Below are 18,313 nucleotides of genomic sequence, written 5' to 3'. Positions count from 1 at the left end.
GTGGCGGGCCGCCGCCCACCGGTCCTGACGCGTCGCGACGCCCGCGCGCGGATGTTCCGGGCCCGGGGCCCGCCGCGGCCCACGGCCGTCGCTCCTCCTTGCTCACGCTGCTCACGCTGCTCAACCTGCTCGGGCTCGCCGCCCGGCACCAACCGACTCGTCGACAGGTCGACTCGTCGTCACGGCCGACCCGGTGACCGCCGCCCCGGGTAGCGGGCGGTCCCGCGTCCGAGGCGCGTACGGGGGAGCGCACGGGCCCCGGCGTCCAACGGCGGCCTGGCGCGGGCGAGTTGCCGGACGGCCCGGCTCCCCCGGGGTCGGGCCGCCCGGCGGTACCGCGTACCGGGCGAGGCTAGGAGTAGTCCTCGTCCTTGAGCAGCTTCCGGAACTTCTCCCCCGCGTCCCCGGCGGCGTCCTTGGGCGACTTGCCGCCGGTCAGCACCCCGTCGACCTGGACGCGGATCGGCTCGAAGAGCGAGTTGCCCTGGGCGATCCAGGGCCGCTGGACCGCCTTGTCCACGGCGGGCTTGAAGAACTCGACCATCTCGTTCTTCCTCACCTCCGGGTCGCGGTAGACCGACTTCCGGGTGGGCAGCAGGCTCAGCTCCCTGGCGGTGCGCTTCTGCACGCTGGCGGAGCTCATGTACTTGGCGAACTCCTGCGCGGTACGCATGTTCTTGGTGCCCGCGAAAACCGAGAGGTTCCAGCCACCCTGCGGGGAGCCCTGGGCCTTGCTGCCCGCGAGGACCGGGGCGACGCCGAGGTTCTTCCGGTCCTTGAACTCCTTGCCCTTCAGCGCGCCCGCGATGTCCCAGGGACCGTTGACCATCATGGCCACCTCGCCGCGCTGGAAGGCGCGGAGGCCGTTCTCCTGGCCGTCGCTGGCGTCGGTGACCGCGGCCTTGGAGTCCACCAGGTCCTTCATCGTGGCGAAGGCGCGCTCCCCGGGCTTCCGGTCGATGGTGACCTTCTTCGCGGTGGTGTCCAGCAGGTCGCCGCCCTCGCCGTAGAGGTAGGGCAGGAACCAGTACGGGTCGTCGCCGCGCAGGTAGAGGGCGGTGGCCCCGGTCCTGTCCTTGATGCGCTTCGCGACGCTCTTCAGCTCCTTCACCGAGGTGGGCACGTCCACCCCGGCCTTCTTGAGCAGCCGCTTGTTGTAGAACAGCCCGAGGGTGTCGGTCACCTGGGGCACGGCGTAGGTCTTGCCCTCGAAGCGGGTGCTGCCCGCCGCCGCCCTGAGGTAGTCGGACTCCTGGTCCAGCGCGGGGGTGCCCTCCAGCGGGGCGAGGTAGCCGAGCTTGGCGAAGTCGGCCACCCAGGCCACCTCGGTGCGCATCACGTCGGGTGCCCCACCGGACTCCCCGCCGCCCGCCGCGTTCTTGAACTTCTGGTTGGCGTCGCCGAAGTTGACGTGGACGTACTTCACCTTGACCTTCGGGTGCCTCTTCTCGAAGTCCTCGGCGATCTTCCGGTAGCTGCCCTTCTCGGCGTCGTTCGAGGTGTCCCAGTAGGTGATGGTCCCGGCGATCTCACCGTCGTCACCGCTGTCCGAGTCGCCTCCGCCGCAGGCGCTCGCCGCCAGTGCCAGCGCCGCGACCAGCGCGGTGGTGCCTATGCCACGCCGCATGTTCCCGCTCCTCACTTCTCGATGGCCCCGGTGATCCAGCTGTCCCCGGTGACCCGTGGTGAACCTCGGTACGCCGTCGCGCGCCGGTACGTCCGTCCCGCCGGTGCTGACTCCCCGCGCGCGCCGGTGCTCCGTGTGCCGTGCTCGCGGTACCCCGGTCCGCCCGTCCGAACGGGCGGTCGCGCGGGGCGCGTTGGCGCGCGGGGTCGCTCGGCCCCGGCGTCCGCGCGGCTCCCGCCACGGGGCTCACCAGCCGGAGGGCCCGCGGGCTCCCGGCTGCGGAGGAACGTAACAGCGCCGCCATCGCCGCGAAAGACCTTGCCGCAATTTTCTGCAAAGTCATGGCTGTCGCCTTCCACCGGGCCCCCGGCGCTGCTACGTTCCGACGGGCGGCATGCCCCAGCGGCCCGATCCCGCGGGCCTCGCCGTCGCGTCCACAGCCCGGGCCGGGCCCACGCCCACGACCAGCCCTGGCCGAGGCGGACGTGGCGCTCAGCGCCACGCGACTGTTGCCGGTCACCACCCGAGGGAAGACCCATGACCCAGCACGCCGTCAACGACGACACCGCGACCGCAGCGGACCCCACCCCGTCCGGCTGGTGGCGCGACGCCGTCATCTACCAGGTGTACGTGCGCTCCTTCGCCGACAGCGACGGCGACGGCGACGGCGATCTCCCCGGCGTCTGCCACCGGCTGCCCTACCTCGCCGAACTCGGCGTGGACGCCGTGTGGTTGACGCCCTTCTACGCCTCGCCGCAGGCGGACGGCGGCTACGACGTCGCCGACTACCGCTCCGTCGACCCGCGGTTCGGCAGCCTGGAGGACGCCGAGGCGCTGATCCGCGAGGCCCACCGGATCGGACTGCGCGTCATCGTCGACATCGTCCCCAACCACACCTCCGACCAGCACGTCTGGTTCCAGCGGGCGCTCACGGGCGACGAGGTGGCCCGGGCCCGCTACCACTTCGCGCCGGGCCGCGGGCCGAGCGGCGAACTGCCCCCGAACGACTGGGAGTCCGTCTTCGGCGGCCCGGCCTGGACCCGCGTCCCGGACGGCGCCTGGTACCTGCACCTGTTCGCGCCCGAGCAACCCGACCTCAACTGGGAGAACCCAGAGGTGCGCGAGGAGTTCAACTCGGTCCTCCGCTTCTGGCTCGACCTGGGCGTCGACGGCTTCCGGATCGACGTGGCGCACGGCATGGTCAAGGCCGAGGGGCTGCCCGACATCGGGCGCTCGGAACAGGCCCGCATGATCGGCGCCCAGCGCCTGCCCTTCTTCGACCAGGACGGCGTGCACGAAATCCACCGCTCCTGGAGGAAGTTGCTGGAGACCTACGGACCCGAGCGCATCGGCGTCGCCGAGGCGTGGGCGCCCAGCTCCGAGCGGCTCGCCCTCTACGTCCGCCCGGACGAACTGCACCAGGCGTTCAACTTCCACTTCCTGGACTGTCCGTGGGACGCCGGGGCGATGCGCCGGGTCATCGAGGAGTCGATGGCCGCCGCCACCTCCGTCGGCGCCCCCACCACCTGGGTGCTCTCCAACCACGACGTGGTGCGGCACGCCACCCGGCTGGGCGGCGTCGAACGCGCCCGCGCCGCCGCCCTGTTGCTGCTCGCCCTGCCCGGCTCCGTCTACCTCTACCAGGGCGAGGAACTCGGGCTGCCCGAGGTCACCGACCTGCCCGACGAGGTACGGCGGGACCCGGCCTTCTTCCGCGGCGAGGGCCAGGACGGGCAGCGCGACGGCTGCCGCGTCCCGCTGCCCTGGTCCGGCGACCAGGCCCCGTACGGCTTCGGGCCCGGCGGCAGCTGGCTGCCGCAACCCGACGAGTGGGCCGGGCTGTCGGTGGCCGCGCAGAGCGGCGACCCGCACTCCACCCTGGAGCTGTACCGCTCCGCGCTGCGGCTGCGCCGCGCGCTGCCCGGGCTCGGCGACACCCCGATGAAGTGGCGGGAGGCTCCGGACGGGGTGCTGGCGCTCTCCCGGCCGGGCCTGGTGTGCACCCTCAACACCCGCGCGGAGGAGGTCGAACTCCCCGTTCCCGGGCGTCCGTTGATCTCCAGCGCCCCGCTGGGGTTCCGCGACGGCGGCGTCCGGCTGCCCGCCGACTCCTGCGCGTGGTGGGCAGTCTGACCGGCTCCGGGTACAGTCCGGTGCTGTGACCGCACGGTTGGCTGACATCGCAGCACAGGCGGGGGTCAGCGAGGCCACGGTCAGCCGGGTGCTGAACGGCAAGCCCGGCGTCGCCGCGACCACCCGCGAGTCCGTCCTCGCCGCGCTCGACCTGCTCGGGTACGCGCGCCCCGTGAAGCTGCGCGCGCGCAGCGCCGGACTGGTCGGTCTGATCACCCCGGAGTTGGAGAACCCGATATTCCCGGCGTTCGCGCAGGTCATCGCGCAGGCGCTGACCCGGCAGGGCTACACGCCCGTGCTGGCCACCCAGACTCCGGGGGGCTCGACCGAGGACGAACTCACCGAGATGCTGGTGGGGCGCGGGGTCGCCGGGATCATCTTCGTCTCCGGGCTGCACGCCGACACCACCGCCGACCCCGGGCGCTACGCGCGGCTGCGCGGCCAGGGCGTGCCGTTCGTCCTCATCAACGGCTATTCGGAGCGGGTGCGCGGCGCGTTCGTCTCCGCCGACGACCGGGCCGCGATGCGGCTGGCCGTCACCCACCTCCGTTCGCTGGGCCACCGGCGGATCGGACTGGCCCTGGGCCCCCGCCGGTTCGTGCCGGTGCAGCGGAAGATCGAGGGCTTCGTCGAGGCCGTCCGGGCCGGGTCGGACGCCCCGGGCGCGGCGGAGCGGGCGGGCACCGTCCCCGCGCTGTCCGACAGCGGCGGCCAGTCCGCCGTCCGGGCCCGGGGGGCGGGGAGCGCCGCCCCCGGCCCGGCCGATTCCCCCGGCTCCACGACGGCCGTCACCGCCCTCGCGCCGGAAGCGGGAACCCCCGGCCCGGACTTCGACGCGGAGACGGACGCCACCCCGGACACGGGCTCGGGCTCGGGCTCGGACACGGGCTCGGACACGGGCTCGGGCTCGGACACGGGCTCGGGCTCGGGCTCGGGGGAGAACGGTCCCGGCGAGTACATCGAGCACTCCCTCTACACCCTGGAGGGTGGCCAGGCCGCCGCGTCCGCGCTGCTGGACCGGGGGTGCAGCGCGGTGGTGTGCGCCAGCGACATGATGGCGCTCGGCGCGATCCGGGCCGCCCGGCAGCGCGGGCTGAGCGTGCCGGGGGACGTCTCCGTCATCGGCTTCGACGACTCCCCGCTGATCGCCTTCACCGACCCCCCGCTGACCACGATCCGGCAGCCGGTCACCGCCATGGGGCAGGCGGCGGTGCGGGCGCTGCTGGAGGAGGTGGGCGGGACCCCGCCCCCACACAGCGAGTTCGTCTTCCTGCCCGAACTGGTGGTGCGCGGCTCCACCGCCTCGGTCCCGCCCCGCGCCCCGGGCACCGACTGACGGCCGCCCGGCGGCTTCCCCGCGGTCGTGGTACGGCCGTACGGCGGCACGGGCCGACGGCACCCGCCTACGGGCTCCGGGCTGCCGCCGTACCGGTGACGGAGCGGCCGCGCGGACCCGTCGCCCCACGGTGGCGGGGGTGGTGGCGGGAACCCCCCACGGGATGACGGGGGGCGTACCCCCGTCTGGCAGACTGTCCCCCTATGGGGGCACCGACAGCGCAGACAGACGACCAACCACCGCCTGCCGCCACCGAGATCCCCCCGCGGGAGACTCGTCCGGAGAGCGGCACCGGCCAGAGCCGTATCCAGACGGCTCTGGAGCGGGCCAGGCTTCCCAGACGGCCCCGGATCTGGTTCGAGATCGCGCTGATCGCCGTCAGCTACTGGACGTACTCCCTGATCCGGAACGCCGTCCCCGAACAGCGGGCGGCCGCCCTGCGGAACGCCGACTGGATCTGGGAGGCGGAGCGCATCCTCGGCCTGGCCGTCGAGCAGTCGGTCAACCAGTGGGCCAACGACGTGACATGGCTCATCGTCGGCATGAACTACTACTACGCCACACTGCACTTCGTGGTGACGCTCGGCGTGCTCGTCTGGCTCTACCGCCACCACCCCGGCAGGTATGCGGCGACCCGGCTCGTGCTGTTCATCACCACCGGCGTCGCGCTGCTCGGCTACTACCTCTTCCCGCTCGCCCCGCCCCGGCTGATGGAGAGCACGCACTTCATCGACACCGTCCAGGTGCACGAGACCTGGGGCTCCATGGCCTCGGGGAACCTCGCGGAGATGTCCAACCAGTACGCCGCGATGCCGTCGATGCACATCGGCTGGTCGCTGTGGTGCGGCATCACCATCGCGATGCTGGCGAAGCCGCTGTGGGTCCGGGTGCTGGGCGCCGCCTACCCGGCCGCCACCCTCGTCGTGATCATCGCCACCGCCAACCACTTCTGGCTGGACGCGATCGGCGGGTTGCTCTGCCTCGGGCTGGGCTTCGCGCTCTCCTGCGCCTGGTACCGGCGGCTCGCCTACCGGCTGCCCCGGATGGTCCCGGCCGGCGGCTGAACCACCCCTCCGCCCGGAGCCCCGGACGGGCCACGCCCGGACGGTCAGGCCCGGGCTGGGACGGCCGGACGGGGACGTACCGGCGGGGCGGTGGCGAGACGGTGGCCGGGGCGTTGGGCAGGGTCGGCGGGGGCCGCGCGGGTCGCGTCAGCCGCCGTAGAACAGACGCTCCATCACGGCGCGCGCCCGCCGGGTGAGGCGCCGGTAGTCGTCCAGCATGTCGCCCACCCGGCCGGGTTCGTACCCCAGGTAGCGGGCCACGGCTCCGGCCTCACGGGGCTCCGAGGGGAAGGTGTCGCCGGGCCTGCCACGCACCAGCATCACCGCGTTCCGCACCCGGGAGGCCAGCAGCCACGCCTCGTCCAGCGTGCGGGCGTCCTCCGCCTCCAGGTGCCCGGCGGCCAGCGCGGCGGCCAGCGCCTCGCGGGTGCGGGTGGTGCGCAGGGTGGGATCGGCGGCCGCGTGCCGCAGCTGGATCAGCTGCACGGTCCACTCGACGTCCGTCAGACCGCCCCGGCCGAGTTTGGTGTGGGTGGTCGCGTCGGTTCCCCGGGGCAGCCGCTCCCCCTCCATGCGGGCCTTGAGGCGGCGGACCTCCCGCACCGCGTCCTCGTCCAGGCCCCCCTCCGGATACCGGAGCGGGTCGACCAGCCGCACGAAGCGCTCGCCCAGCTCGACGTCGCCCGCCACCGGCGCCGCCCGCAGCAGCGCCTGGCTCTCCCACACCCGCGACCACCGCCGGTAGTACGCCTCGTACGAGGTGAGCGACCGGACGAGCATCCCGGACCTCCCCTCCGGGCGCAGGTCGGTGTCGATCAGCAGCGGCGGGTCGGAGCTGGGGATCTGGAGGAGCCGCCGGATCTCGGTGGCCACCGCGAACGCGGCCTTGCCCGCCTCGTGCTCCGTGACGCCGGGGCGCGGATCATGCACGAAGAGGATGTCCGCGTCCGAGCCGTAGCCCATCTCCCGGCCGCCGAAGCGGCCCATGCCGATGATCGCGAACCGGGTGGGGAGTTCGTCGCCCCAGGTGGCGCGGACGGCGGCGCGCAGCGCCCCGGCCAGCGTCACCGCGTTGACGTCGGTGAGCGCGGTACCGACCCGGTCCAGCGCCTCCCCCGGATCGTCCGGCGCCGCGCCCTCGGTGCCGTAGGCGCCGATGATGTCGGCGGCGGCGGTACGGAACAGCTCCCGCCGCCGCACCCCGCGCGCCGCCGCCACCGCCTGCTCGGCGTCGTCGGCCCGGCCGACGGCGGCCAGCGTCTCCTGGAGCAGCACCGCGGGCGGCCTCGGCCGCAGCCCGCTGCTGTGCGAGCCCTCGGCGGCCGCCCCGGCGGCGGCGCCGTCGCCGAGCATCGCCACCGCCTCCGGCGCCCGCAACAGCAGGTCGGGGGCGAAGCGGCCGGTGGAGAAGACCCGCGCCAGGTTCTCCGCCGCCGCGCCCTCGTCCCGGAGCAGCCGCAGGTACCAGGGGGTCTTGCCCAGCGCGTCGGAGATCTTCCGGAAGCCGAGCAGTCCGGCGTCCGGGTCGGCGGAGTCGCCGAACCAGGCCAGCAGCACCGGCAGCAGCGTCCGCTGGATCGCGGCCTTCCGGCTGACCCCGCTGGTCAGCGCCTCGATATGGCGCAGCGCCGCGACGGGGTCCGCGTAGCCGAGGGCCTCCAGTCGCTGCCGGGCGGCGGCGGTCGACAGCCGCGCCTCGACGGTGTCGAGCTGGGCGACCGCGTCCAGCAGCGGCCGGTAGAACAGCTTCTCGTGGAGCCTGCGCACGGCGGCCGCGTGCCGCCGCCAGTTCTGGTGCAGCGTGGTGACCGGGTCGGTGCGGTAGCCGAGGGAGCGGCCCAGCCGCCGCCGGTCGGCCTCCGCCTCCGGCATGAGGTGGGTGCGGCGCATGTTGAAGAGCTGGATGCGGTGTTCCAGGGTGCGCAGGAAGCGGTACGAGGCGTCCAGCTCGGCGGCGTCCTGCCGGCCGACGTAGCCCCCGGCGGCGAGCGCGGCCAGCGCGTCGAGGGTGGTCGGGCTGCGCAGCGAGCTGTCGCCCCGGCCGTGCACCAGCTGGAGGAGCTGCACCGCGAACTCCACGTCGCGCAGCCCGCCGGGGCCGAGTTTCAGCTCCCGCTCGACCTGGGCCAGCGGGATGGCGGCCTCGACCCGGCGCCGCATCTGCTGCACGTCGGTGACGAAGTTCTCCCGCTCGGCCGCCTGCCACACCATGGGCGCGACCGCGTCGACGTACTCCTGACCGAGGGTCAGGTCACCCGCGACCGGGCGGGCCTTCAGGAGGGCCTGGAACTCCCAGGTCTTGGCCCACCGCTGGTAGTAGGCGAGGTGGCTGCTGAGGGTGCGCACCAGCGGCCCGTTCCGGCCCTCGGGGCGGAGGTTGGCGTCCACCGGCCAGATGGTCCCCTCGGCCGTGGTGTCGGAGCAGATCCGCATCATCCGTGCGGCCAGCCGGGTCGCGGCGCGCAGCGCGGCGTCCTCCTCGGTGGTGCCGACGGCCTCGGCGACGAAGATCACGTCCACGTCGGAGACGTAGTTCAGCTCACGGCCCCCGCACTTGCCCATGCCGACGACGGCGAGGCGGCACTGGGCCGCGTCCTCCGGCGCCTCCACCACGGCGATCCCGAGCGCGGCGCGGAGGGTGGCGGTGGCCAGGTCGGCCAGTTCGGCGGCGGTCTGGGCGAGGTCGCTGGTGCCGCAGACGTCCCGCGCCGCGATGGTGAGCAGGCAGCGCCGGTAGGCGGCGCGCAGCGCGTCCGGGTCGGTGGCGGGCTCCAGCTCGGCGGCGAAGTCCGCGACGGTGGGGCGCAGGTCGGCGATCTCGTAGGTGGCGAGCACCCGCCAGTCGCCGGGGTGCGTGGCCAGGTGGTCGCCGAGCGCGGCGGAGGCGCCGAGCACCCCCAGCAGCCGGTCCCGCAGCGGCTTGCTGCCCAGCAGGGTGCCGAGCAGTTCGCGTTCCGCCGCGTCCGCTCCCCGGGGGGTGAGGCCGCGCGCGCCCGCCGCCTCCCCGTGCCCGGCGGAGGCGGCGGGGGCGGCGGGGGAAGTGGGGGCGGGGGCGGAAGGCGCGGCGGGGGCGGCGTCCGGTTGGCCGGCGTCCCCTCCTGGCCCCGGGGCGTCCGGGGGGCGGGTGTCCCGCAGGGCCTCGACCAGCCGGACCAGGCCCAGCAGCGCCTGGTCGGGGTCGGCGGTGGCCCCGAGCCCGTCGATGAGCTGCGGCTCGGACCGCACGGGGGCGAGCGCCTCGGCGTCGAGCAGCCGCGCGGCGGCCGCGGGGTCGGTGAAGCCCCGCCGTACGAGCTTCCCGAACACGCTGTCCCTGCGCCCCAGCTGTGGCACGTCCGCCACTCCTCTCCCCTCCGTCCACTCCGGCGCCCGGCCGTCCGCGGTGGCCCGGGCGGGCCCGCCCTCGGGTTACAGCACCGGGAGGTTCTTGCGGAGTTCGAAGGAGGTGACCTCGGAGCGGTACTCCTCCCACTCCTGCTTCTTGTTGCGGAGGAAGAAGTCGAAGACGTGCTCCCCGAGGGTCTCCGCGACCAGCTCGCTCCGCTCCATCAACTGGATGGCCTCGCCCAGGTTCTGCGGCAGCGGGTCGATGCCCATCGCGCGCCGCTCGGAGTCGGAGAGCGCCCAGACGTCGTCGTCCGCGCCGGGCGGGAGTTCGTAGCCCTCCTCGATGCCCCGGAGCCCGGCGGCGAGCAGCACCGCGTAGGCGAGGTAGGGGTTGGCGCCGGAGTCCAGGGAGCGCACCTCGATGCGGGTGGAGCCGGTCTTGCCCGGCTTGTACATCGGCACCCGGATCAGCGCCGAGCGGTTGTTGTGCCCCCAGCAGATGTACGAGGGGGACTCGCCGCCCTCCCCCGCGGTGCGCTGCGCGCCGCCCCAGATCCGCTTGTACGAGTTGACCCACTGGTTGGTGACGGCGGAGATCTCCCCGGCGTGCTTCAGCAGCCCGGCGATGAAGGAGCGGCCCACCTTGGAGAGCTGGAACTCGGCGCCCGACTCGTAGAAGGCGTTCCGGTCGCCCTCGAACAGCGAGAGGTGGGTGTGCATACCGGAGCCGGGGTACTCGGAGAACGGCTTGGGCATGAAGGTGGCCTGCACGCCCTGCTCCAGCGCGACCTGCTTCATGACGAGGCGGAAGGTCATGATGTTGTCGGCGGTGGAGAGCGCGTCGGCGTAGCGCAGGTCGATCTCCTGCTGTCCGGGGGCCCCCTCGTGGTGGGAGAACTCCACGGAGATGCCCATGGACTCCAGCATCGTGATCGCCTGCCGCCGGAAGTCCATGCCGACGTTCTGCGGGGTGTGGTCGAAGTAGCCGGAGGAGTCGGCGGGGACGGGGCGGGCCCCGTCCACCGGCTTGTCCTTGAGCAGGAAGAACTCGATCTCCGGGTGGGTGTAGAAGGTGAAGCCCAGGTCGGAGGTGCGGGCGAGGGCCCGCTTGAGGACGTAGCGCGGATCGGCGTACGAGGGGGAGCCGTCCGGCATCAGGATGTCGCAGAACATCCGGGCGGTTCCGGGCGCCTCGGCCCGCCAGGGCAGTATCTGGAAGGTTCCGGGGTCCGGCTTGGCGATCATGTCGGACTCGTAGACGCGGGCGAAGCCCTCGATCGCGGAGCCGTCGAAGCCCATGCCCTCGTCGAAGGCCTGCTCCAGCTCGGCGGGGGCGACGGCCACGGACTTGAGGAAGCCGAGGACGTCGGTGAACCAGAGCCGGACGAACCGGATGTCGCGCTCCTCCAGGGTCCGGAGCACGAATTCCTGCTGCTTATCCATATCCATCCATCCTCGCTGGTCAGGCCACCCGCCGCGGTCCCCCCGGGCGCGCTCGGACAACACGAGCATCCCACCACACGGCCCCGCGCGCGCCGTGCCCCCGGGAGGGAATCCGGGCGTGGTCCGGTCGGGCCCGCCCGCGGGCTCATTCTGGTCCACCTCTGGATCTTGGTCGACTCCGTCACCGTGGGCGGACCACCGGGACGGCGGCCCCTCCCCCGGCGCGGCGAGTGAGGGTGGCGCCCCGGCGGGAGCGGGCGGCGGCGCGGGCGGCGGGGGGATCGTGGTGGGGGCCGGGGCTGTGGGGTACCCGGGAATGCCTGACGGCCGCGGAGCATTAGGGGCAATATAGTTCAACAATCAACTACTGGAGTGAGGGCCATGCAGTTCGGAATCTTCTCCGTCGGCGACGTCACCACCGACCCGACCACGGGGCGCACGCCGAGCGAGCACGAGCGGATCAAGGCGATCCTGGCCATCGCCCGCAAGACGGAGGAGGTCGGCCTCGACGTCTTCGCCACCGGGGAGCACCACAACCCGCCCTTCGTCCCGTCCTCCCCCACGACCCTGCTGGGGCACGTCGCCGCCCGGACGGAACGCCTCATCCTCTCCACCGCGACCACGCTGATCACCACCAACGACCCGGTGAAGATCGCGGAGGACTTCGCGACGCTCCAGCACGTCGCGGACGGCCGGGTGGACGTGATGATGGGGCGCGGCAACACCGGCCCGGTCTACCCCTGGTTCGGCCAGGACATCCGCCAGGGCATCCCGCTGGCGATCGAGAACTACGCGCTGCTCCACCAGCTGTGGCGCCAGGACGTGGTGGACTGGAAGGGCCAGTTCCGCACCCCGCTCCAGGGGTTCACCTCCACCCCCCGCCCGCTGGACGGGGTGCCGCCCTTCGTCTGGCACGGCTCCATCCGCAGCCCCGAGATCGCCGAGCAGGCCGCCTACTACGGCGACGGCTTCTTCGCCAACAACATCTTCTGGCCGAAGGAGCACTACAAGCGGCTGATCGGGCTCTACCGGCAGCGGTACGCCGCCTACGGCCACGGCACCCCGGAGGAGGCGTACGTCGGGCTCGGCGGCCAGGTGTTCATGCGGAGGCGCTCGCAGGACGCGGTCCGCGAGTTCCGTCCGTACTTCGACAACGCGCCGGTCTACGGGCACGGGCCGAGCCTGGAGGAGTTCACCGCGCAGACGCCCCTCACCGTCGGCTCCCCCCAGGAGGTCATCGAGAAGACCCTGACCTTCCGCGAGTCCTTCGGGGACTACCAGCGGCAGCTGTTCCTCATGGACCACGCCGGACTGCCGCTGAAGACCGTGCTGGAGCAGCTGGACCTGCTCGGCGAGGAGGTCGTCCCGGTGCTGCGGCGGGAGTTCGCCGCCGGACGGCCCACGAACGTCCCCGACGGCCCCACCCACGCGGCGCTCCGCGCCCGGGCGGAGTCAGCCACCCCGGAGACGTCCGCGGTGACAGGGACGTCCGAGGCGACAGCGCCGGAGAGGGTGAGCCGTTGATGAACAACCAGCCGACCGAGACGCCCGGCGGCGGAACGGCGGGTCCCGTGCGGCTCACCGTCGTCTCCGGCGGCCTGAGCCAGCCGTCCTCCACCCGGATGCTGGCCGACCGGCTGGCCGGGGCGACCGGGGAGGCCCTGCGGTCGCAGGGCCGCACCGCCAGCACGCACACCGTCGAACTGCGCGACCTGGCCACCGACATCGCGCGCGGCTACGTCACCGGGTTCCCCGGCCACACCCTCGGCGCGGAACTCACCGCGGTGTCCGAGGCGGACGGGCTGATCGCGGTCACCCCGGTCTTCAACGCCTCCTACAGCGGGCTGTTCAAGTCCTTCTTCGACGTGCTGGAGGAGGACGCGCTCGCCGGGAAGCCGGTGCTGCTCGCCGCCACCGGCGGCAGCCCGCGGCACTCGCTGGTACTGGAGCACGCCCTCCGGCCGCTCTTCACCTACCTGCGGGCGCTGACCGTGCCCACCGGGGTGTTCGCCGCGACCGCCGACTGGGGCGCCCAGGAGGGGCCCGGCCCCTCGCTGCCCGGCCGGATCGCCCGCGCGGGCGGGGAGCTGGCGGGGCTGCTGCGGGAGCGGCCCGGGGCTGCGCCGGCGCCCACCGAGCCGGTGGTGCCCTTCGAGCAGCAACTGGCCGCGCTCCGCCCGCCGGAGTGACCGACGGCCGGGCCCGGGCGCACGCCGGTCCCCGGAGGCCGAGTGGGCCTCCGGGGACCGGTTGGTGGATACAGCCGCGGTCCGGCATGTGGGGTACCGGACCGCGGCTGCGGCTCAGGTGATGCGCTGAGCGGGAGCCGCTGTTACTCGACGACGTTCAGCAGCACGTTCGGCGAACCCTCACCCGGGTTGCCGACCACGTCCGCCGAACCGCCCTCGACCAGGGCCGTGGAGACCTGCTCCGGGGTGGCGTCGGTGTTACCGGCGAGGTACACCGCCGCGGCGCCCGCGACGTGCGGCGAGGCCATGGACGTACCGGAGATGGTGTCCGTGGCGTCGTCGTCCGTGTTCCAGGCACCGGTGATGTCCACGCCGGGGGCGTAGATGTCCAGCACCGAGCCGTAGTTGGAGAAGCTGGCCTGCGCGTCGGTGTCGTCCGTCGCGCCGACGGTGATGGCCTCCTCGACCCGCGCCGGGGACGAGTTGCCCGCGTCGGTGCCCTCGTTGCCCGCGGCCACCGCGTAGGTGATGCCGGCGGCCACCGAGTTGCGGACGGCCTCGTCCAGCGCCTCGTCGGCGCCGCCACCGAGGGACATGTTCGCGACGGAGGGACCGTCGGCGTTCTCGGTCACCCAGTCGATGCCCTCGACGACCCCGGCGGTGGTGCCCGAGCCGTTGTCGTCCAGCACGCGGACGGCCACGATGTTGGCCTTCTTGGCCACGCCGTGCGCCTCGCCCGCGACGGTGCTGGCCACGTGGGTGCCGTGGCCGTTGCCGTCCTGAGCCTCGTCGTCACCGTCGACCGCGTCGTAGCCGTCGGCCGCGCGGTCACCGAAGTCGCTGTGCGAGACGCGCACACCGGTGTCGATGACGTACGCGGTGACGCCCTCACCGGCGCTGTCCGGGTACGTGTAGTTGTCGTCCAGGTTCAGCTCGGGCGTGTCTATGCGGTCCAGACCCCAGGAGGGCGGGTTGGCCTGGTCAGCGGAGATCTTGTGCTTCTGGTTGGCGAAGACCTTCTCGACCGCCGGGTCGGCGGCGAGCTTCTTCGCCTCGCTCTCCGTCATCTTCGCGCTGTAGCCGTTCAGGGCGTGCGTGAAGGTCTTGTCGACGGTGCCGCCGTGCTCCTTGACGACGGACTTGCCCTCCGCGGAGGCGGCCTTCACCTCCGACTTCTTCATCGTCACGATGTAGCTGCCCTTGACGGCGTTCGCGGAGTTGGCTCCGACGACCGTGCCTTCGGCAGGAGAGGGGGCCGCGTTCGCGGGGAGCGCGACGGCGCTGAGCGCCACAGCGGCTGCCGCAGCGGAGATGCCAACGGCGAGCTTCTTACGCGTCACTGCCATTTCGAGGGTTCCTCCTCGTCGTGGGGGGTGCACTGTGGGGGTGCGTGCCGAAGCTCAGCACATCGTCACGGGCACGACAAGAGGTCCGAGGAAACCGGCAATTGCCTCAACCCAGCTCATTCACCCTGGATCGCCCGTCGGGTTGGAGCGCCCAGCCGAGGCTCGCCGCACGCATCCCGAGCTGGAACCGGGTGGTCGCGCCGAGGCGGTCCATCAGCCCGTGCAGCCGCCGCTGGAACGTGCGGTAACTGACCCCCAGTTGACGGGCCATCACCTGGTCGGTCAGCCCGGTGGAGAGCAGCGCCAGCAGCCGCGCCTCGTCCGGCGTCGGGCCGTCGGCGGCCCCCTGCGGACGGCCCGCCAGGTAGTCCGAGAGCGGCAGCGCCCTGCCCCACAGCACCTCGAAGAACTCGCAGAGCACCTCCAGCAGCCCCGAGGGGTGCACCACCACGCTGCTGGCCAGCTCATGGGGGGCGGAGCGCAGCGGGATCAGGGCGAGCCGGTCGTCCGCGATCATGAGTTTGGTCGGGGTGTCGACCATCACCCGGGCGTCCTCGCCGAGTTCGGCGCACGCGCCGATGTCCGCGTCCAGCCGCTGGAAGCGCTCCAGCCCCTCACTGTCGTAGATCACGCGGTAGGCCACGCCCTGGCCCATCATCTGCGCCTGAGCAGGCATCATCCCGGTCTTCGGGTCCAGCTGGTCCGGGTCGCTGGTGGCGTACGGCGGGCGGTCGATCCCGCGGATCTGCTGCCGCGCGCTGCGCTGCACCACGTCGACCTGGCGAATCACCGCCGCGCGGCCGGTGACGATCTCCACCAGGTCGACCGGGTCGCGCCCCGGCGAGCTGGCCCGGAACCGGGAGGCCAGCAACTGGATGTGCCGCCGCGTGCGGTGGATCTCCTCCTCCCGCGCGAGCAGCATCGACTCGAAGGCGACCTCCGGCGCGACCGGCAGGTAGCGGTCCTCGCCGCCGCGTCGACCCGCGAACCGGCCCACCAGGCTCCGCTCCTCCAGCGAGGCGAGCGTGGCGCGCACCCGCGCGGCGCTGAGCCCCAGCGCGGCACGCAGTTCGGGAACCGTGACGGCACCGTCGACCAGCGCCTCGTACAACTGCTGCTGGACGGGTTCGAGATCGAGGGCCTCCAACATGAACGCATCCTGGGCACGGTGGCGAGTTCGCGTCAATGACAAATGCGCGCCATCGACCGGGCAAACCGCCCGGGAACGGCGATCCGGAGCATCACGCACCCACCCCGGTCGCCGCCTCGCCCTTTCGGACAGCGCACGGCGCTTCCCGGTCATCACTCCCCGGCACCCGCGCGCGGCGGAGCGGGCGGGGATAGAGTGACCACCGGGACGCCGGAGAGGCGTCCCGCTTCGGCCGGAGAGAAGCAGCCAGCGAAGCGAGGAGACGCGATGCGGCGAGCGCGGAGCACCACCTGGGGTGCCCGACTGCTGCTGTTCGCCGCCCTGTTGCTCGGCATCGCCACGATGCACACGCTCGGCCACCCCACCGACCACGGTGGCGCGCTCGGCGCCCACGCGGCGCCCGCCCTCCACTCCGCCGACACCCCGGCCGCCGGGCACACCGGTCACGCCGCCCCGGCCCACGACCCCGGCCTCTCCCCCGCCGGACCCGCGTTCCTCGCTGACCCCGCTGGCCCCGCCGGTGTCGACGCGCCGCCCGGGGCCGCCCACGCCCTCCAGGGCGCGGACGGCGGCGAGCACGGCGGGCTGCCCGGTGGCGCGGATCCGATGTCGGTCTGTCTCGCGGTGCTGGGCGCCGCCACCGCCGTGGCGCTGCTCACCGGCGGGCTCCTCGGCGCGCTCCGGCGCCGCTTCCTCGCCTCGCTGGCCACCGCCCAGGCGCTGACCCGTCGGGCGGCCCTGCCCCCGGCGCCCCCGCCGCCGCACGCCACGCGCCTCGCACAGCTGTCGGTGCTGCGCGTCTAGCGGAACCCGGCCGTCCGCCCTCGGCGGACCGGCCTCCGCGACGCGCTCCGCCGTGTGGCCGACCCGCGCTCTTCCGCGCTCGCGGTCGCCCCGCGGCCCACCATCGACACCAGACAAGGCGATCACCATGCGTACTTCGCGACTCCAGACCGCTGCGACCCCCCTCACGTCCGGCACCTCCCGGACCTCCCGCCGCACCCTGCTGGGCGCCGGGGTGGCCCTCGCGGGCACCGGCCTGCTCGGCGCCTGCTCCTCGGACGACGACGGCGGCTCCCAGGACGGGGGTGCCAAGGGCCAGGCGGACGCCAAGCCCGCCACGGACGGCGAGTGGATCGAGCCCGACAGCAAGGAGGTGCGGGCGGCCGAGGCCAAGCGCGCCGCGGGCGACACCGAGAAGGTCAGCCTCACCGCCACCCGTTCCAAGCTCGACCTGGGAGACGGCGTCACCGTCTCCACCTGGGCGTACGACGAGGAGCTGCCCGGCAAGGAGGTGCGCGTCACCGCGGGCAACACCCTGGAGCTGAAGCTCGCCAACAACCTTCCCGAGGCCACCTCGGTCCACTGGCACGGCCTGGCCCTGCGCAACGACATGGACGGGGTCCCCGGGCTGACCCAGCGGGACATCAAGCCCGGCGCCGACTTCACCTACCGGTTCCGGCTCGCCCACCCGGGCACCTACTGGTTCCACCCGCACTCCGGCGTCCAGCAGGACCGCGGCCTGTACGCCCCGCTGGTCATCGAGGACCCGAAGGAGCCGCTGAAGTACGACGAGGAGTGGGTCGTCGTCCTCGACGACTGGGTGGACGGGGTGGAGGGCTCCACGCCGGACGCGGTCCTCAAGGAGCTGGCCAAGGGCATGTCACACGGCGGCGGCCACGGCGGGGGGCACGGCGCCCACTCGATGGGCGGCCGTAACGAGCCCAAGCCGAAGGAGTCCGGGCCGTCCCGGATGATGATGGGCGCGACCAGCAAGCACCTCGGCGGCGACGCGGGGGACGTGGCCTACCCGCACTACCTCGTCAACGGCCGGACCGCGAAGGAGCCGCGCACCTTCAAGGCCAAGCCGGGCGACCGCGTCCGGATCCGGCTGGTCAACGCCGGTGGGGACACCGCGTTCCGGGTCGCGCTCGGCGGGCACAGGATGACCGTCACCCACACCGACGGCTTCCCCGTGCGGCACCGGGAGACGGAGGCGCTGCTGCTCGGCATGGGCGAGCGGTACGACGTGCTGGTCACCGTCAAGGACGGCGTCTTCCCGCTGACCGCGCTGGCCGAGGGCAAGAAGAAGACGACGATGGCGGTGCTGCGGACGGGCGGCGGCGAGACGCCCTCCGCGAAGACCCGCCCGGCGGAGCTGGACGGCAAGCTGGTCACCGCCGAGCAGCTGCGTGCCGACTCCTCGGTGCGGTTGCGGTCCGGCGACCCGGACCGCACCATCCGCTTCAAGCTGACCGGCTCGATGGAGAAGTACGACTGGTCCATCAACGGCCGGACGTACGACCCGAAGGAGCGCTACCCGATCAGCGCGGGCGAGCGGGTGCGGCTGGTGTTCGTCAACGACACCGAGATGTGGCACCCCATGCACCTGCACGGCCACACCTTCCAGCTGCCCGACGGCGGGCCGCGCAAGGACACCGCGATCGTCCTGCCCGGCAAGAAGCTGGAGGTGGACTTCGACGCCGACAACCCGGGGCTGTGGATGGCGCACTGCCACAACGTCTACCACAGCGAGTCCGGGATGATGACCGTGCTGGGCTACCGCCCCTGACCCACGGGCGGGGCGTTCCGGAACGGCGCGCCCCGCCGGGTCCCCGGGCCCGGCCCGTACCGGCGCCCGGGCGCCACCGGCGCCGGGCCGTTCAGCACGATCTCGTGTCAGTAAGACGATTACACT

Annotated in this window: 12 protein-coding genes; 7 read left to right on the top strand and 5 right to left on the bottom strand. The window is 73.3% G+C overall.

Annotated elements, in window-relative coordinates:
* Positions 1-352: 352 nt before the first annotated feature.
* Positions 353-1,627 carry an extracellular solute-binding protein gene (locus E0L36_RS04095; RefSeq protein WP_180927458.1) on the bottom strand — a complete coding sequence of 425 codons (1,275 nt, stop codon included), beginning with the start codon at positions 1,625-1,627 and terminating at the stop codon, positions 353-355.
* A 537-nt stretch (positions 1,628-2,164) separates the two neighbouring features.
* Here E0L36_RS04095 and E0L36_RS04090 point away from each other — a divergent pair.
* The 3 genes from E0L36_RS04090 (at position 2,165) to E0L36_RS04075 (ending at position 6,160) form a co-directional block, all read left to right on the top strand.
* Positions 2,165-3,760 (top strand): glycoside hydrolase family 13 protein, encoded by a 1,596-nt coding sequence (locus tag E0L36_RS04090; RefSeq protein WP_180927457.1) that lies wholly within the window; start codon positions 2,165-2,167, stop codon positions 3,758-3,760.
* 25 nt (positions 3,761-3,785) lie between these two features.
* The gene (locus E0L36_RS27400) at positions 3,786-5,096 is read left to right on the top strand and encodes a LacI family DNA-binding transcriptional regulator (protein ID WP_308416623.1); all 1,311 of its coding nucleotides are present in this window, start codon (positions 3,786-3,788) and stop codon (positions 5,094-5,096) included.
* Between the two features lie 203 nt (positions 5,097-5,299).
* Entirely contained in the window at positions 5,300-6,160 is an 861-nt protein-coding gene (locus E0L36_RS04075; RefSeq protein ID WP_180927456.1) for a phosphatase PAP2 family protein, read from the top strand.
* A gap of 147 nt (positions 6,161-6,307) precedes the next feature.
* Here E0L36_RS04075 and E0L36_RS04070 read toward each other — a convergent pair whose 3' ends face one another.
* The gene (locus E0L36_RS04070) at positions 6,308-9,493 is read right to left on the bottom strand and encodes a bifunctional [glutamine synthetase] adenylyltransferase/[glutamine synthetase]-adenylyl-L-tyrosine phosphorylase (protein WP_308416622.1); all 3,186 of its coding nucleotides are present in this window, start codon (positions 9,491-9,493) and stop codon (positions 6,308-6,310) included.
* A 75-nt stretch (positions 9,494-9,568) separates the two neighbouring features.
* Positions 9,569-10,930: a glutamine synthetase family protein gene (locus E0L36_RS04065; RefSeq protein WP_180927455.1), complete on the bottom strand. Its 1,362-nt coding sequence runs from the start codon at positions 10,928-10,930 to the stop codon at positions 9,569-9,571.
* 381 nt (positions 10,931-11,311) lie between these two features.
* On the opposite strand from E0L36_RS04065, the gene E0L36_RS04060 reads away from it, so the two are divergent.
* Both E0L36_RS04060 and E0L36_RS04055 read left to right on the top strand, forming a co-directional pair.
* Positions 11,312-12,454, top strand: a complete 1,143-nt coding sequence (locus tag E0L36_RS04060) for an LLM class flavin-dependent oxidoreductase (RefSeq protein ID WP_180927454.1) — start codon at positions 11,312-11,314, stop codon at positions 12,452-12,454.
* Complete coding sequence (locus tag E0L36_RS04055) at positions 12,454-13,119, top strand: FMN reductase (RefSeq protein WP_180927453.1); 666 nt, start codon at positions 12,454-12,456, stop codon at positions 13,117-13,119. The genes E0L36_RS04060 and E0L36_RS04055 overlap by 1 nt, the downstream gene beginning before the upstream one ends.
* A 143-nt stretch (positions 13,120-13,262) precedes the next feature.
* Here the strand turns inward: E0L36_RS04055 and E0L36_RS04050 are convergent, their stop codons facing one another.
* Positions 13,263-14,465 carry a S8 family peptidase gene (locus E0L36_RS04050; protein ID WP_180927452.1) on the bottom strand — a complete coding sequence of 401 codons (1,203 nt, stop codon included), beginning with the start codon at positions 14,463-14,465 and terminating at the stop codon, positions 13,263-13,265.
* Between the two features lie 106 nt (positions 14,466-14,571).
* Positions 14,572-15,615 (bottom strand): helix-turn-helix transcriptional regulator, encoded by a 1,044-nt coding sequence (locus E0L36_RS04045; protein ID WP_180927451.1) that lies wholly within the window; start codon positions 15,613-15,615, stop codon positions 14,572-14,574.
* A gap of 267 nt (positions 15,616-15,882) precedes the next feature.
* Here E0L36_RS04045 and E0L36_RS04040 point away from each other — a divergent pair, with 267 nt between their 5' ends.
* Positions 15,883-16,419 (top strand): hypothetical protein, encoded by a 537-nt coding sequence (locus E0L36_RS04040; protein ID WP_180927450.1) that lies wholly within the window; start codon positions 15,883-15,885, stop codon positions 16,417-16,419.
* A gap of 127 nt (positions 16,420-16,546) precedes the next feature.
* Positions 16,547-18,187, top strand: coding sequence for a multicopper oxidase family protein (locus tag E0L36_RS04035; RefSeq protein ID WP_180927449.1), 1,641 nt, complete (start codon positions 16,547-16,549; stop codon positions 18,185-18,187).
* Positions 18,188-18,313 lie beyond the last annotated feature (126 nt).

The organism is Streptomyces sp. AJS327 (genome assembly GCF_013450295.1).
Taxonomy (GTDB): Bacteria; Actinomycetota; Actinomycetes; order Streptomycetales; family Streptomycetaceae; genus Streptomyces.
This window is presented reverse-complemented; position numbering and strand designations above follow the sequence as displayed.

Coding starts and splice junctions, on each gene's coding strand:
- E0L36_RS04060 (WP_180927454.1), top strand. CDS start 11,312: ATGCAGTTCGGAATCTTCTCCGTCGGCGACGTCACCACCGACCCGACC.
- E0L36_RS04065 (WP_180927455.1), bottom strand. CDS start 10,930: ATGGATAAGCAGCAGGAATTCGTGCTCCGGACCCTGGAGGAGCGCGAC.
- E0L36_RS04035 (WP_180927449.1), top strand. CDS start 16,547: ATGCGTACTTCGCGACTCCAGACCGCTGCGACCCCCCTCACGTCCGGC.
- E0L36_RS04095 (WP_180927458.1), bottom strand. CDS start 1,627: ATGCGGCGTGGCATAGGCACCACCGCGCTGGTCGCGGCGCTGGCACTG.
- E0L36_RS04050 (WP_180927452.1), bottom strand. CDS start 14,465: ATGGCAGTGACGCGTAAGAAGCTCGCCGTTGGCATCTCCGCTGCGGCA.
- E0L36_RS04055 (WP_180927453.1), top strand. CDS start 12,454: ATGAACAACCAGCCGACCGAGACGCCCGGCGGCGGAACGGCGGGTCCC.
- E0L36_RS04090 (WP_180927457.1), top strand. CDS start 2,165: ATGACCCAGCACGCCGTCAACGACGACACCGCGACCGCAGCGGACCCC.
- E0L36_RS04040 (WP_180927450.1), top strand. CDS start 15,883: ATGCGGCGAGCGCGGAGCACCACCTGGGGTGCCCGACTGCTGCTGTTC.
- E0L36_RS04045 (WP_180927451.1), bottom strand. CDS start 15,615: ATGTTGGAGGCCCTCGATCTCGAACCCGTCCAGCAGCAGTTGTACGAG.
- E0L36_RS04075 (WP_180927456.1), top strand. CDS start 5,300: ATGGGGGCACCGACAGCGCAGACAGACGACCAACCACCGCCTGCCGCC.